This is a genomic window from Bartonella sp. MR90HLJMH (genome assembly GCF_042194115.1).
GTDB lineage: Bacteria > Pseudomonadota > Alphaproteobacteria > Rhizobiales > Rhizobiaceae > Bartonella > Bartonella grahamii.
On record NZ_JBHIMM010000003.1, the window covers coordinates 243,599 to 257,908 of the forward strand.

Consider the following 14,310-nt stretch of genomic DNA (forward strand, 5'->3'; position numbering starts at 1 on the left):
TATTTTTTCCTGTGTCTTTATGTAAGTCATAGGCAAGTTCCTATTTAACAGTATCTTCACTTTCAAACCTTCTCGTCTTTTATTAACTTTTTATCAGTATAAAGCCAGGCCAAATTAAGCGGGATAATTAAACATATACAAAGCAAGGTGAAACAAAAAGCTGCTTCTATACAAACATTGTTCGCCAACCAACCAATCAGCACAAGCGCTAAAATACCAAAAATACGTGCAAGAAAACTAACAATGGATAAAACCGTATTTGCATTCTTTTGTTGAATATGTTTAAAAAATTCTGCTTCAAACTGCGTTACGGGGACAGAAAAAAAACTGTGAAATACGGTGAATAAAATAATGGGGGCCCAACTGTTTGCAACGAGAAGCAGAGCAAGCATAACAACAGCACTCAGGACTAGTGAGTACAAAGTTATCGCCATAGGAGCGTATTTTTGCATAAGATATTTAATTACAAAGCGATTAAATAAGTATTTTACGAGAGTATAAGACACAAAGCACAGGCCAAGAATAAGAATTTTAGTCTTTCCTGTTGCATTGTCTAATACTCCTGTTTGTCCCAAAATAAAAGGTTGCCAAAAATGAAATATTGGCTGCAATGCGGCAACAATAAAACCACATATCAATATATAATATAACCCGATTTTTGAGGTAACTAAATAAGCAAAAGCTTCTGTTGCATGCAACAAAGAACCTGAGTCTATTGGCTGACTATCCGAAACGGATGCAATACCTATCCCCGTCACCCGACTAAACAAGAATACAAGTACGAGAAATCCGAAAGAACAAAAATAATATGCCGACTGATAATTATCCATACACAAAACAATAAGAACACCTAGCGCACCAGCAACCGTATTCATGAATGCCGTTAGTTCCCGCTTATAGGCGTTTACTTGGTGGTAGATCAAACTATCCTTGTAACCACCGCCGTCGATTAAGCCTTTAATCCATGTGCTATCAGCGCCAGAACATAAAGCAAAGCCTAAAGCATAAATAATTTCTGCCGGAATTAAGACAGAAAGATTAGGCGCGTAGATACATAAAAAGAAGAAGAGCGAAAAAAAGAAACATGATAAGATAACATTTTGTTTAACGCCGATTTTATCTCCTAAAATCCCACAAGGCACTTCAAAAATACAAATAGCTACGCTAAACACAATTTGCAATAAAGCTAACTGTGTTATGCTAACGCCCATAGACAAGAAAAAAAAAGCATGGAAGGAACCTGTAATCAGCCGAACCCCACTCATTGCCGCACAGCCATAGAGCAACTTTTTAACTTCATAATCTATCGTCATTAATATATCCAAAGGCTATAAAGCTGCCAGCTTTATATATTCTAAAACCTCAATTCAGAAGGGAGCTTCGAGCAGCCATTTTCTGCTCACTTGCTCGGGCTTTGAGCACAGTAACATCACCCCGCTTAATTTGATTTTTTCAGTTGTTTATACATATTTTTAGTTTTCATAACTTTACCTCCTATATTAGAAGTGTGGATTATAGCTACTTTGTAGCCACCTTTTGTCAATTTATTATCTTGATATAAAAAGTTTGGCTGTCCTCCCCGCGCTCACGTTAAGTATTTCATGCACCAATCATTCTGCAACAACCACCGCAGCACTTGGAAACTCATGCGCCGCTTCGGGCAAAGTACGCTTATATTCACGCCAATTTGTCACCGGCTGGTCGTTAAATGCAACGCTCGTTTGCAGTGCAGCAAAATGCGCTTTGCCGCATTTAATTTTCAGCATTTCTTTAAGGCGCAAATCAAACTCGCTGTTTGCCCCTTTTGTTTCCAGCACAAAGTAAAGCTTTTGTTCGCCATCCCGCTCTAAAAAGACCGCCCAATCAGGCGTATAAGAACCAATGGGAGTGGCTATTTTAAAACTTCTTGGCAGTTTAAAAAACAATCTGACTTCAGGATCATTTTCAAGACTTTGTGCAAACTCTTTCTCCACACTGCTTTCATAAACCACATGATCATACACACTCTTCTCACTCACAACAGCTGTACGCTCTAAATTTGCCACAAGTTCTTCACTGGTAAAAAGCTCTTGCACACTATATTCTTTCCCGACCAGCTTTAAATATTTAATGCCATCAATTGTAAGATTAACATGGGTTTTATTGAGTATTTCTTCTATGCGCTCTAAAAAAGCTTGTGGATTTTTCACAAACTCATGCTCACGACCACTCTTTGTAAAAATACCAATAATTGTCTTTGCGGTTAATTTCAACTTTAAGGTCAGATAATGTACAATGTTCGGCAGTGCACACAAACTATAATCAAGCGTACTCTGCTTTAATAACTGCTCTTCGTAGGTCACACCAGCACTATCCAGTTCTATCTCTGCTGTCTGATAAACCAAATGCGCGGGCGCAACTGGCGCCATTTTTTTCACTGCATCCACTGCTTTGGCAACAAACTCTGTACGATCAAGCTTTGCACGATAAGTGGTTTTTTTATTGATCTTCTCCCACAAGGACAAAAACTCGGGCGAAGCCACTGTTTGCTTTTTAAGCTTAACCCGCACCTCGCGCGCAGCATTACGAATAATCGGCATGGCTTGGCTCGCTTCTAGCGCCTGCAGCACAGCCTGCTTTTGCCCTTTACTAAAACGTTCACTTAAATCCAACGCCCCAGTCGCCCATTGCGCTTTTAATGTATCTGTGATTTTTCCTGCTGATGTAAGCAAGGCTTTTTCACGCAACTCAACCAATATATCAGCAGCCTCTTGCGAAGACAGAATTTTTGTTTCCGTCACAGCTGTCATATAAATCAGATCTTGCAGCGTCTCAACATTAATAAGTGCGCCTGAATCAATTTTTTTCATAATTTCTTGACGCAATTCGCGTGGCATTTCCTCCGCCCCTATAGCTTCAAATTCGCTCGCCACTAAATCCTGATCTACTTTAACGACACCCGCCTCGTCAATCAAATCTTTTGCAACAAGCGTTTTAATAATTTTTTGTGCTTGTGGCACTTCCACTTTAGCGGCTGCATATTTTACATCTTCATAAATACGGCCAACCAACTCCTCCATCTGCAATGTACCAAATTTATAACCAATATCCGCCTCTAATTCTTTTTGCAATGTACTCACAAACTCAGCAAAGCTTTCATTCACCATGACATGCAGCACATTTATATCTTTATCTTCCACCCGCTCACCTTGTTGGTTTACACACAAACGCAAACCGCGACCAATCTTTTGCCGCGCGGTAAAATTCGATTTTTGCTCAATCAACATACACACTTGAAACACATTCGGATTATCCCAGCCTTCTCTTAATGCCGAATGCGAAAAGATAAAACGCAAGGGGCATGCAAAAGATAATAACCACTCCTTATCGCGCATAATCGTGTTATAAGTGTCATCATCAGCTTGGCTGTCGCCCTTTGTATCCTTATACACGCCTTTCTTGTCTTGCGAGAAATAACCGCCGTGTACGTTTCGAACATTTTGCGCAAACTCAGTTCGCAAGGAGGTATATTTCTTTTTCGCCAACAGCTCTTCATAACATTCTTCAAACATACGCTCATAAAGTGCTGGCTCTTCATCATTGCTACGATATTTAGCCACCTCATCAATAAAAAAAAGTGATAAAACTTTAATCCCTAAAGGCGCAAGCCGCAATTCTTTATCTAAATGTGTTTCTATAGTGCGATAAATTTGCGCGCGTTTAAGCTCTACTATATTCACATCACCAAGCGCGTGGCCAAACTTGACAATTTCAGTATCAGAAAACTCAACGGCTTCATCCCCCGCCATGCAATTGATACCCGAAACAATATAACCCCTATAAAGCTCACGCCCGCCCGTAACGCGATACAGATCATCGCCTTGTCTCACTGTAACTGTTTTGCGGCTCACAGTGCCATTCTTTCCCGCAATATCCAACTCTAAGCGCGCCTTAAAGCCATGTTTGTGTGATACGGATTTCAAGGCAATATAGGGACGGTTAAAATCTTGCTCTATCTGATTAGAAGAAACACAAATTTGCTTTACCAGTCCTTTTTGATAAGCATCAACAGGTGTTAAACGATATAAAAGATTAATCTCATCTTTATGCGTGGCACTATAGCGGAAAACACAAAGCGGGTTAAGGCTCGCAATAGCCTCCTTCGCTTTTGCTGTATTATCCACCGATTGCGGTTCATCTATGATCACAATCGGATTTGTATCTTGGATATAACGCATAGCACTTTCGCCATTCAGTCTATCTTGCGGAAGGTTGATAATATTTTCTGCTTTTTTAAATGCATCAATATTGATAATCATAATTTCAATATTGGTAGAGCTTGCAAATTGGCGAATTTGCGAAAGATCTTTTGAATTATAAATAAAATAACGATAGGGCAGATTATCAAACTCTGCTTGAAAATGCTCCCTTGTTACCTGAAGTGATTTATATACCCCTTCGCGAATAGCAACACTTGGTACAACAATAATAAATTTGGTAAAGCCATAGCGTTGATTTAACTCAAAAATCGTCTTGCTATAAACATAAGTTTTGCCTGTTCCCGTTTCCATCTCAATAGAAAACTGCTTTTGCTCTAGCGTCTTACTCGCCAAGAGTTTATTGTTCTGTTGCACCTCTTGTAAATTTGCTAATATGCTTTCATCACTAATTAATAATTGATTACCACAACCAAATTCATTTAACGCTAATTGTCCTTGTTCTGAATGCAAGAAAATAGAAGAATTCCGTCGTGGTTGGCCTTTAAATAAATCAATAACGCTTTTAACCGCATCATTTTGAAATTCTTGTTGTTTAAATTTAAGTTTCATATCGCCGCCCCAATCGTCTCTCTATAGTTTAAATTTTATCAAAACTTACTTCATTGTCTTTAAAGATAAAGTCGCAATTAATAAGCGCCTCATCACTTTTAAAGGCCGCATCAAGCGCTACGATTTTTACGGGCAAATACTTTATCATCTCTTCCGCATCTTCGGGTTCAAAGGGCGTGTCTATGGCTATAATTACCAAGACATCGCCTTCGCTCTCGCCTATATAATAGAATTTTTTGCCATTGATTGGTAAAGGGTAAATTTTTAAATCCAGTGGCCAACCATATTTAAGTATGATTTCGAAGATAATATCTTGATGAGAGCGCTCGGGATTCACCCCCTGCAAAATATGATCCAAGCGCATTTGCAATTGTTCTTTAACATCAAGTGCATTCGGATCAATCGGGCTATCGTCCCATATGGAAAAGTTGGAACTATCGAGCTCTAGAACGCGAAATCCGGTGTCTAGAGGCTGCTCACTTGTGAGTTCTGCTTCATGCTTTTGCTTGATTTGTGCACCAGCGCGGCGAATACGTTCAATACCTATATCGCAGATAGTTTTATAACCAGCTTTATAGGCTTCGCTCTTTTCATCACATAATTCAGGCAATTGCACCATGATGAATTTGCGATTACCACCATCTTCGGCATTCAAAGCCATCACTGCATGCGCTGTTGTACTAGAGCCAGCGAAAAAGTCGAGAATGATATCGTCTTTGTTCGTGCCGATTTGCATAAGCAATTTTATGAGTTTGGTAGGTTTAATATATTCAAACAATCCTTGAACATGCATTAATTGATCAATTTCACGTTTGGAAAAAGCGGTATCACCTGAAAACTCTCGTTTAAAAATTCCTGCAAATTCTTCATCAAAATTGGTATCGATTTCCTTGCCGAAAAAAGTCGTAGGAACCAACCCATCTTGAGTCTCATTTAAAAATCTTTTAATCATAGGGTAGGATTCCCCTTCACCCCATATGATCTCATTATTAGCAATTTTCTCTTTCAAAACTTTTTCGCTAAAACGCCAATACCCGCCTTGGGGGCGTTTTAACATGATACCATTAGGCTTCGTAATTGTATAATCTGCCGCATAAGGCTTATGCGCAGTAATAGGGTCTGCTTTCCAAGGACCCTTGGGGTGATTATCTGGATTCTTATATGCAGAGCTATCCTGCCGTGGTAGTAAATTCCTCTTAAAATTTTCCTTATACTTTGCGTAGCATATAATATATTCATGGCTGACAGAAAAATATTTCGCTGAATTCTTGCGCGTGTGAACCTTCTCCCACACCAATTGAGCAACAAAATTCTCTTCGCCAAAAACCTCGTCGCACACTTTGCGCAAATTATGCACCTCGTGATCATCTATGGAGATAAATATCACCCCATCGTCACGCAATAAGGTCTGTGCCAAACGCAAGCGCGGATAAATCATATTGAGCCAAGCCGTGTGAAACCGCCCCATTGTCTCAGGGTTCGATTTTGTCGTTTGGCTCGTCACTTCCTTATATCGCGCCAATGGGTCTTTAAAATCATCACCATAGATAAAATCATTACCCGTATTATAGGGCGGGTCTATATAGATCATCTTCACTTGGCCAAAATAAGCCCGCTGGATAAGTTTTAACACTTCAAGATTATCGCCCTTAATATAAAGATTATGTGTATTATAAAAGTTTACGCTCTCCTCGCGCTTCGGGCGCAATGTCGCAAATGAAGGCTTTTGAGCAAGCTTTAAACTTGCTCCTTTGCCCTTCCATTCAAATTTGAACTTCTCAAAATCATTATCAATATATTCGCCGCATAGATTAAGAAGCTGATCTATATTGAGCTTTCCCTCAGCAAAACATTGCGGAAAGGCTGCTTTTAACTTTTCTATGTCTGGATTAACTGGACTTTGACTCATGCCCTCTATTTTATCTTCACCTGCTATTATACTCATCTTTGCGCTTCTCCGTTACGCTTAGTATAAAATATGTCTATGAATATTTCTTTTTACTTACGCAAGTCAGCTAGATCAATTCGCATTACCACATGCGGCGATTTTATATTTTTTCTTGTGTGCTATTATGGCACTTATAAACATTATCAGTAAGCTTATCAATTGTCACAAACACATCCAAAATATGTCTATATTTTAGCATTGTCATATTTCTGACAAATCGAAGAGCTGTATCGTCAATTTGACGACATGCCACCATGGGTAATTTAAAAATTGCGTCACATGTGGCTTGGTCAAGCACATACAAGTACTATCACTGTCAATTAAAACATAAATTTCTTCATCATTTATTTCGACGCAATAAAAACCAATTTCACAAGAGATTATATCGGCATCCACTTCTAGTTCTCCCTTGTCCGTGCAAGCAAGATTTGTTAAAATACCTTTTACGGAGAGTAAGAACACCCTCAAACGCCCGACAGCATGTTGAAAATCCTCCCCATGCCATAAAACGCTTTACCTTTATAGGTCTTATACTGTGCGCCAGATTCATAATAAAATATAGCTCTTATCATTTTGTCCCTGAATAATTTATGTTGCCTTATCAATCATATAATTAGGCTCATGTGCAAACCATGCTTTTATAATCTGCCATAGGAATGTATTAATCTCTTGCACTCGCTCCTTAAATATATTGCGGCATGATTTTTACATTATCAGCAACGTTGGTATTAATTGCCAACCTTCATGACAATAAGCTTTAACAAAGCTTTCGCCTGCTTCTTTTTGTCGTCCAGTGAGCTAAACTCTTGCTCTAAGCCTTCTTCGGTGAATTTACGTCTATATATAGCGCCGCGTATTGATTTTATCGCTTGTTTAAGCACTTTTCTTGTCCCCTGTCATCCTCTCATCCACGCCTTAAAAGGACAAAAAATAAATGGCCATTCCAATTGATGTCGGTAATATGCTTGGCAATAGCTTTCAAGCTTTTGTAAATCTTTCCCTCATATTGATAGCCTTTTGGCACCACAAGCACATGATGCGTTTAGCCTAAATAATCGTCACTGAAATAAGTGTGTCATAAGGCTTTGGACTCCTGCATTGACGTATACTTTACAGTGGCTATTTCTTGCTCTAATTGCTTACAACTCATTGTCTAATCCTCTCAACACATGAATGTTCTATTTCCTCGATTAGTCAGAAATAGTGTGTGTTCACAAAGTTAGACCAAAATGCAATTATGTCGAAAAATAACCAACGCTCAGCGCAAAAAAACAATTTATTCTTTTGCATTGGATAGCTCAACCCCCTCCACGCTTAGAACCAATAAACCTAAGCTTATTGATCACGTTTTTCTGTATACCTCAATCGATCAAACACAATTTAAATAAACTCCTCAATAATGACGGTATCTGCTAACTATACACCTAAGCTTGTTACTGCTATAAGTCTACCGCGCACCCAAAACGAGAAATTTATATCCTATTGAAAAAAATAATAAATTTAGAAGATCCCTTCTTAAACGAAGTCTCGACTAAATAAGATGGTTTGGGTATTTTTAGCAAAAAGAGAAAAAAATTCACTGTCTCAAGGAACTTGAGCTACGTTATCGATCATATGCAAAAAAGGCTGAGAAGTGCAGATTTCTTAAAGAAACAAAAGAAATGAGAATAGTTTTATAAAGGAAAACGGTACTGCACGCGATACATCGGTGCTAACGTTCTCTTTAAAAACACACAGATAATTACAACCAGCTTCAAAAAACAGCCTTACCAATGAAGTACTCGCTAGAGGGTTGCGTGCACAACACAATAATGACACACTGATTCCCGCAAGCGTGCTTCACATATTGTACACGTAGCCTGTACGGAGTCTGCCGCTCCTAAATACTCAGACGTAATGCTACTGGATCGTACAGTGACCGCAGTTGCACCCTTAAACACCGGTTCCTACCCATATCATAATGCTTGACAAAAGCATCATGCCATCATAGCAACCGCTTTGCGTAGGGGTTCCACAACATAGTTCTACAAATTGTTGACGCATTGCCAAGCTAACAGTTTTCTTGCCCACCTACGCCAATGAGACCATCACTATCCTCTTTTTGAATCGTAAAACAAAATGATTTCCCATGAGCGATAAACCATCTGCTCAAAGTTCAGCTAGCTCAAACTCATAGCATTCTAAACCTTTAGGCTCGCTCTTCCCCCAAGGGGGCATAGTCAGATATATCACTTCCCTCACCTATTCACGCGCTGGGATAAAAAAATCTGAAACTACGAGGCAACGCTGCATTTGTATGCAGCGTTGTTGTTAGGAATAAGCTTCTATTGAGATAGTTCTAATGGGAAGCACCCACAGCTAATGGTATAGGGATTAATTTGAATTCTTTCGAAATGCTATATATAAATTTAATGTGCTGCCCCAAAACACACCACCAGTGAACCCACTTAAAAGACCAAAAAGAAGGTTAAAATCAAATGCATATCTCAAATCATGTTCAATCTTGAGAAAAGCAATCAATGTGAATTTGATGACAAAAGCGATAAGAATAAATGTCAGCGTCAACCGCGTACCAGGCAGAATAATTAAATCCGTTCCCTCTTTGATTTTTAAACGCGGAGTGGCATGCCAGAGCAACCAGCCAACGCCAACGCCGATCATCAGCCCCGCCAACATTGAGATTGCTCCCCAGCGCGGGAACACCAGCTGGTTAATCACATCGCTTGCGCCCAAAAAAAGAAAGATTATCGGCAATAGAAAAAGGCGGTAAACCTTCATTTCCCTATCTTTCAATGCGATTATTCCCCTCGCGATGAGAAAAATAAGTAAAATCCAGGCCCATAAAGGGGTTCCAGTCAGAATGTTAAACAATGACATATTATGCTCCATGATGTTTGACGCGATAAAAATATTGTATGATGTTAGGAAGATATTTAGAAAAAAGAATACCAACACAAATTAAACTCATAGTGACCAACCAAATCTGGGGGGTCCATGCAAAAAAAGCCACTAGAAGACCATTGGCAAAAAAGATGATTACCCAAATCCATGTAATATATTTATTGATGAGATAAAAGAGGATATGTTTGCGTTTTTCTTCAGAAACACCAGCAGGAGCATAAAAAATGGTAAAGGGTTTATTTACCAGCAAGCTCATCAATGAAACCAGAGCAAGTGACAGATAGCAAAAAACTGTGGGGTATTTCAGTAAAAGTGTAGACCATCCAGCGAAATAATTAACAAACAGGACAATAAATGTCAGAATGTTCGTAATCATCACGGGTTCTCCCTGTCGGATAATTTTAATATTCAGAGCAATAATGAACAATAAAAGCACAGTCAAGATGAGAGAGCGTTCGACCAGAGTTAAAACGTTTCCATTGATAACCCAGGAGTAAATACTCCACGGAAGAAAAGAGATTATTATGTTAAACATGGCGCATCCTCCTTTTTATATTTGATAGAAAACTTACCGCAAGTGCTTCGTTTTTTAGTTTCCGTATGAATATAAAAAACGCCACCCAGTTCACACTTTGTATCCTGTTTAATGGTCAACTGATAGGTATCTCTCGGATAAACTGCTTCAATGAACTTTACTTTTTTCAGCGCAACAGATGCGATATTTTTCGCCCTACCCTGCGTGGACAAAGCCAGAACCATCTCAATCAATAGTGAACCAGGACATACGGCGCGGGAGGGGAAATGTTCCTCAAAAAGCGGGTGATGCGCATTAAAGGAAAAAGTACAAGAATCTCCGGTTACGGAGGAAATCTTACATAAATCGCCTAGTAATGGAAGAGCGGCTTTCTCAGAACACGAGCTAAGGAAGCAGACCTTACTGACCATGATGATTGCCTGCGCAATAACGGCCCTGCCATTGCCGTATGGGCTGACCTTACAGTGAATACGGTAGGCCTCATTAATGCGTTCAATATGTCCTTCAACGCGCAACCGATCGCTATCAAAATGGGCGGTAGAGAAAAACTGTTCAACCATAACAGGGAGATAGCGATAAGTAAGATCCGAGTTTTTAGCCACCACGGTGGCGAATCGAACTGAAAACTGATGCAAGGCTTCGAGTAACAAGCCCTGTTTCAAATAGTTATGGGCTAAATCCCAGTGAGAAATATCGATTTGCCCGCAAGCACGCATCGGTGCGGTTAAAGTGATACTCTGACATATACCCAAGAAATTTGGCTCGGTGCGATGCTTCATAGCCATGATTGGGGGACCTTTTTATATTTTTCTCTTAAATCCTTTGATGATAAACCGAAGGAATGGCACTAAACCGCGCTTGATAGTGCGCGAGAAATATCGGCATATGACAAACGAAAAAAGCCAACAATCCCAGCTCAGAAGCAGCCCCATGTTTGCTCATGATGCTTGCAATTAGAAAATCGACATTGGGTTGCAGTCCTGTATTGTCCAAAATAGATCGCGCAAGCGAACTGAAGGGGCGCATAGGCGCCTGAAAGCGTAAAAAAAAGAAATCAACCCGGACATCCCGTTGCATAATCGGATGACCAAACCCTAGCCAGGGTTTGTTTTTGCAATAATGCGTTACCACCGCCTCAAGATTCCCAGCTTCAATCTCATGGAGGACACTAGAAAGTCGCATGATAGCATATTTGCAAACTCCCATATGCGCGTGGCCAGTGGCACACCCTCCCCCCAATTAGTGCAGAAATGACGTCGCTCTTGGTACTGGACGCGTTACGTCGGTGCTAACCTTCTCTATTTTTTTGCAGAACAGAAAGCGCGTATCAGGCTCTCTAGCCATACTTAGAGTACGCAAAGTTATTCATCACTCTACAACACTTTAAGCGCGCAATTTTATGTTTTGTATTAAAGGATTTTTGCTTTCAAAATATACGAACAACATCACACAAAGTAGAATAAACAAGCTGCCCCCAACATTAAACCAAACCTTCTCTGTAACCAGCACTGTTGCACCGAAACAGTTAACAATAGCGTGGACAAAAAAAGGCGCACACGCATAAAATTTAGAGCGCGTAACAACACCACGATACGCCAAGCATGTATTGAAAATATGCATGAGTATGACGCTTATCAAAGCACACAAAAAAATACTCGCTTGCGTCCAGGAATAAAAAATTACATACTCATTGGCTAATAAGCTAGATCGAATAGGCCAACCATTATAAACAAGGAAAGGCCCTAGCGCCTTATGAACTAATTCGCATAAACCCCAGCCTATGCCAATATTCAGCGGCAAACGCCACAACAAACTAGGCGAGCACCGATAAAACTTAGTAACTAACCAACGACGCATAGCTTCTTCTGCTACAACAAAAAAAACCGAAAATGTTAAAAATAAAAAAACAAGCGCCAGCCCCTGCTCTGCACGACTCTTGGTTTCAACAATACTCATCATATAAAGCGTTTTTATTACAGATTGCTCCCAAAAAGCAATAAACCCGCCAGCAATGCAGCTAGCAACAAACCATCCCACAGCACCAGCGACAACCAATTTGAACTTCAGAAAATGATGAAACACACATAGAAGAAAAACAACGCCAAGCACTTGCAGTAAACGTAAGGCATCAAGTTTATGTTCTGTTTCCGAGTAACGCCATACTAACAGAACAATCACCCCAAAAACTATGCCGCTCAACAGCACATTTATCCAACTAAATGTAGAGCGAAAAAAATTATAAATGACAGCGCCATAAATAAGGCCTGCGAGAAGCGAAGTAATAAATAAAACCAACATTATTATGCCCCCTCATTTACTAAAGCGTAACTGCTATTTTTCTTCATGGATAATCTGTCTTGCACAAAATCATAAATTTGCCGCATAAGAGCAAACATAAGAATAGTAGCGATTGTATAATGCCCAATTGCAAGAAGTTCTGGCTCAGCGGCCCGCCATGAAAAGCGCGCCCAAGCCGCCAAGCATTGTAAAAGCAGGATAAGAACAAAAAAACGCCATTTCTTGTCAAGGCAAACCACAAGCATTAAAAAAGTTGATAAAAGATTCAGACCTATAATAAACGTATAATATATTACCGTCTCAAGTAAAAAAAGTAAGGCGTCCCTATCAAGACTAAAAGCCCCTTTTAGGATTTTCACAGTTTCTGGTAGAGATGTAAGCAGTGCAAGCCCTATAGCAGCCCCCCAAATCCCCATTCCCACGCCCAGTGCTGCCTCTACACCATTGCCATTATCTTCTGCCACCCAATGAGAGAGCAAAAAAAACTGCATAATCGCCATGCCTATAGGGAATAGACCAACAGCAAAAACAATATTAGGCGTACTATAAGCAGAAAAATCAAAAATCAAACTGCCTATCATACGCATAAAGCCGTATAGAAAAAAAATCAAAAGCACATAACAACCAGCGCTTGCCCCAATAATCGCCTTCGTGCCTTTAAACGTTTTAACCAAAGAGAGTAACCAGCGGTACCCCAATATAAGCGAAAGCGCCAAAACATAATAAGGAAAATAACTCGTAGCGCCATAAACATAAAGAAAAACAAGACACAAAACAACGAGCAAGAAAACCAAATGTTCAACCAATGTTTTTTTCTTCATCAAAGGGAAAATAATCAGCACCAGACAAAAAACGGCGCCGATAACAGATAATGTCAATTTGTCAAGCATTATTGCAAGCCTCAAAAATAGAATTTATTAATATTGCATAGCCTGAAGAAATGTCAAACATAAACAAAAGACCAACCGCAAAATGAATTACAAAAGGCAGATAGGAATAGACCTTGCGCTTATCTTGGAAACCAAGATACATAAAACGCGTATTTATAACATGCATCAATACAATCATGCCCGCGGCAATAAGATAGCTGATCGCTTGTGGACAAGATTCAAATGCGACATAGCCCACCATTTGTGGCGCCCTATCAACACGGTAATTCAAGTAAAGAAAAAGAGCTGGGAGGGTCTTATAGCATAAGTCTAGAACACCCCAGCCCAGCCCAAAATAAAGGACCTCACGCGCAGCTAATTCTGACTTATATACGCGAAGCAACCACAAACGCAAAAGCTCCGCAGTTAAAACTGATATCAAAAGGATAAAAAAGGGATAGTTTGCAGCAACCAAACTCATGTAATGCACCACCTGCTGCTGGCTATTATTAGCAGCAGACAAAGCAGGCAATGGCAACAAAGAGCTCAAATATACAAAACCTGCCCCAATACACAAGGCAGCAACTGCACCACAGAATCCAAGAACTAAATATTTATATAAGTAGTGCTCGTACAGAATTAAAAGCATGCCAAGATAACATACCAAAAGCAAAGATAAGTCTGTAAGCCCACTTTCACTATGTGGATAAGCGAAGATGATAGCGCAGGAAAGGCCAGCTAGCCCCCCCAAAATGACGCGCTCGCCCAACAAGCCATTGTTTTTAAGGAGACGAGGGCTGGAACTTATCCCAAAACTAAGCAGCATTCCAAAAATTAAGTCAGACATATAATTTCCTTAAAGCGCCTTGCCCTCCCAAGCATACCAAGATATTATTGCGGGAGAAAAACTCCCTGCTAAGAGGCTGATAGTGTACCCCTTAGCAAGGCCTT

Annotated in this window: 12 protein-coding genes; all 12 read right to left on the reverse strand. The window is 39.9% G+C overall.

Annotated elements, in window-relative coordinates; translation table 11 throughout:
- Positions 1-62: 62 nt before the first annotated feature.
- Positions 63-1,313, reverse strand: a complete 1,251-nt coding sequence (locus ACFIJ9_RS03525) for an MFS transporter (protein WP_375635806.1) — start codon at positions 1,311-1,313, stop codon at positions 63-65.
- A 297-nt stretch (positions 1,314-1,610) separates the two neighbouring features.
- Positions 1,611-4,808: a DEAD/DEAH box helicase family protein gene (locus ACFIJ9_RS03530; protein WP_375635807.1), complete on the reverse strand. Its 3,198-nt coding sequence runs from the start codon at positions 4,806-4,808 to the stop codon at positions 1,611-1,613.
- 28 nt (positions 4,809-4,836) lie between these two features.
- On the reverse strand, positions 4,837-6,753 hold the full coding sequence (locus tag ACFIJ9_RS03535) for a site-specific DNA-methyltransferase (RefSeq protein ID WP_375635808.1): 1,917 nt from the start codon (positions 6,751-6,753) through the stop codon (positions 4,837-4,839).
- A gap of 907 nt (positions 6,754-7,660) precedes the next feature.
- The gene (locus tag ACFIJ9_RS03540; RefSeq protein ID WP_375635809.1) at positions 7,661-7,789 is read right to left on the reverse strand and encodes a DUF2924 domain-containing protein; all 129 of its coding nucleotides are present in this window, start codon (positions 7,787-7,789) and stop codon (positions 7,661-7,663) included.
- Positions 7,790-8,688: 899 nt separating this feature from the next.
- Positions 8,689-8,826, reverse strand: coding sequence for a hypothetical protein (locus tag ACFIJ9_RS03545; RefSeq protein WP_375635810.1), 138 nt, complete (start codon positions 8,824-8,826; stop codon positions 8,689-8,691).
- Between the two features lie 303 nt (positions 8,827-9,129).
- Positions 9,130-9,633 (reverse strand): hypothetical protein, encoded by a 504-nt coding sequence (locus ACFIJ9_RS03550; protein WP_375635811.1) that lies wholly within the window; start codon positions 9,631-9,633, stop codon positions 9,130-9,132.
- Position 9,634: 1 nt separating this feature from the next.
- Positions 9,635-10,192: a hypothetical protein gene (locus ACFIJ9_RS03555; protein WP_375635812.1), complete on the reverse strand. Its 558-nt coding sequence runs from the start codon at positions 10,190-10,192 to the stop codon at positions 9,635-9,637.
- Positions 10,180-10,977 (reverse strand): beta-hydroxyacyl-ACP dehydratase, encoded by a 798-nt coding sequence (locus ACFIJ9_RS03560; RefSeq protein WP_375635813.1) that lies wholly within the window; start codon positions 10,975-10,977, stop codon positions 10,180-10,182. Before ACFIJ9_RS03560 ends, ACFIJ9_RS03555 begins: the two co-directional genes overlap by 13 nt.
- Before the next feature lie 28 nt (positions 10,978-11,005).
- Positions 11,006-11,269 carry a hypothetical protein gene (locus tag ACFIJ9_RS03565; RefSeq protein ID WP_375635814.1) on the reverse strand — a complete coding sequence of 88 codons (264 nt, stop codon included), beginning with the start codon at positions 11,267-11,269 and terminating at the stop codon, positions 11,006-11,008.
- Between the two features lie 306 nt (positions 11,270-11,575).
- On the reverse strand, positions 11,576-12,490 hold the full coding sequence (locus ACFIJ9_RS03570) for a hypothetical protein (RefSeq protein WP_375635815.1): 915 nt from the start codon (positions 12,488-12,490) through the stop codon (positions 11,576-11,578).
- Between the two features lie 2 nt (positions 12,491-12,492).
- A complete protein-coding gene (locus tag ACFIJ9_RS03575; protein ID WP_375635816.1) occupies positions 12,493-13,380 on the reverse strand; it encodes a hypothetical protein in 888 nt (295 codons plus the stop codon).
- Positions 13,373-14,206, reverse strand: a complete 834-nt coding sequence (locus ACFIJ9_RS03580; RefSeq protein WP_375635817.1) for a hypothetical protein — start codon at positions 14,204-14,206, stop codon at positions 13,373-13,375. Before ACFIJ9_RS03580 ends, ACFIJ9_RS03575 begins: the two co-directional genes overlap by 8 nt.
- Between the last annotated feature and the right edge of the window lie 104 nt (positions 14,207-14,310).

Bases quoted from the DNA above. Each gene is read 5' to 3' on its own strand.
- ACFIJ9_RS03530 (WP_375635807.1), bottom strand. From the start codon at position 4,808: ATGAAACTTAAATTTAAACAACAAGAATTTCAAAATGATGCGGTTAAA.
- ACFIJ9_RS03535 (WP_375635808.1), bottom strand. From the start codon at position 6,753: ATGAGTATAATAGCAGGTGAAGATAAAATAGAGGGCATGAGTCAAAGT.
- ACFIJ9_RS03575 (WP_375635816.1), bottom strand. From the start codon at position 13,380: ATGCTTGACAAATTGACATTATCTGTTATCGGCGCCGTTTTTTGTCTG.
- ACFIJ9_RS03560 (WP_375635813.1), bottom strand. From the start codon at position 10,977: ATGGCTATGAAGCATCGCACCGAGCCAAATTTCTTGGGTATATGTCAG.
- ACFIJ9_RS03565 (WP_375635814.1), bottom strand. From the start codon at position 11,269: ATGCAACGGGATGTCCGGGTTGATTTCTTTTTTTTACGCTTTCAGGCG.
- ACFIJ9_RS03580 (WP_375635817.1), bottom strand. From the start codon at position 14,206: ATGTCTGACTTAATTTTTGGAATGCTGCTTAGTTTTGGGATAAGTTCC.
- ACFIJ9_RS03555 (WP_375635812.1), bottom strand. From the start codon at position 10,192: ATGTTTAACATAATAATCTCTTTTCTTCCGTGGAGTATTTACTCCTGG.
- ACFIJ9_RS03570 (WP_375635815.1), bottom strand. From the start codon at position 12,490: ATGTTGGTTTTATTTATTACTTCGCTTCTCGCAGGCCTTATTTATGGC.
- ACFIJ9_RS03525 (WP_375635806.1), bottom strand. From the start codon at position 1,313: ATGACGATAGATTATGAAGTTAAAAAGTTGCTCTATGGCTGTGCGGCA.
- ACFIJ9_RS03550 (WP_375635811.1), bottom strand. From the start codon at position 9,633: ATGTCATTGTTTAACATTCTGACTGGAACCCCTTTATGGGCCTGGATT.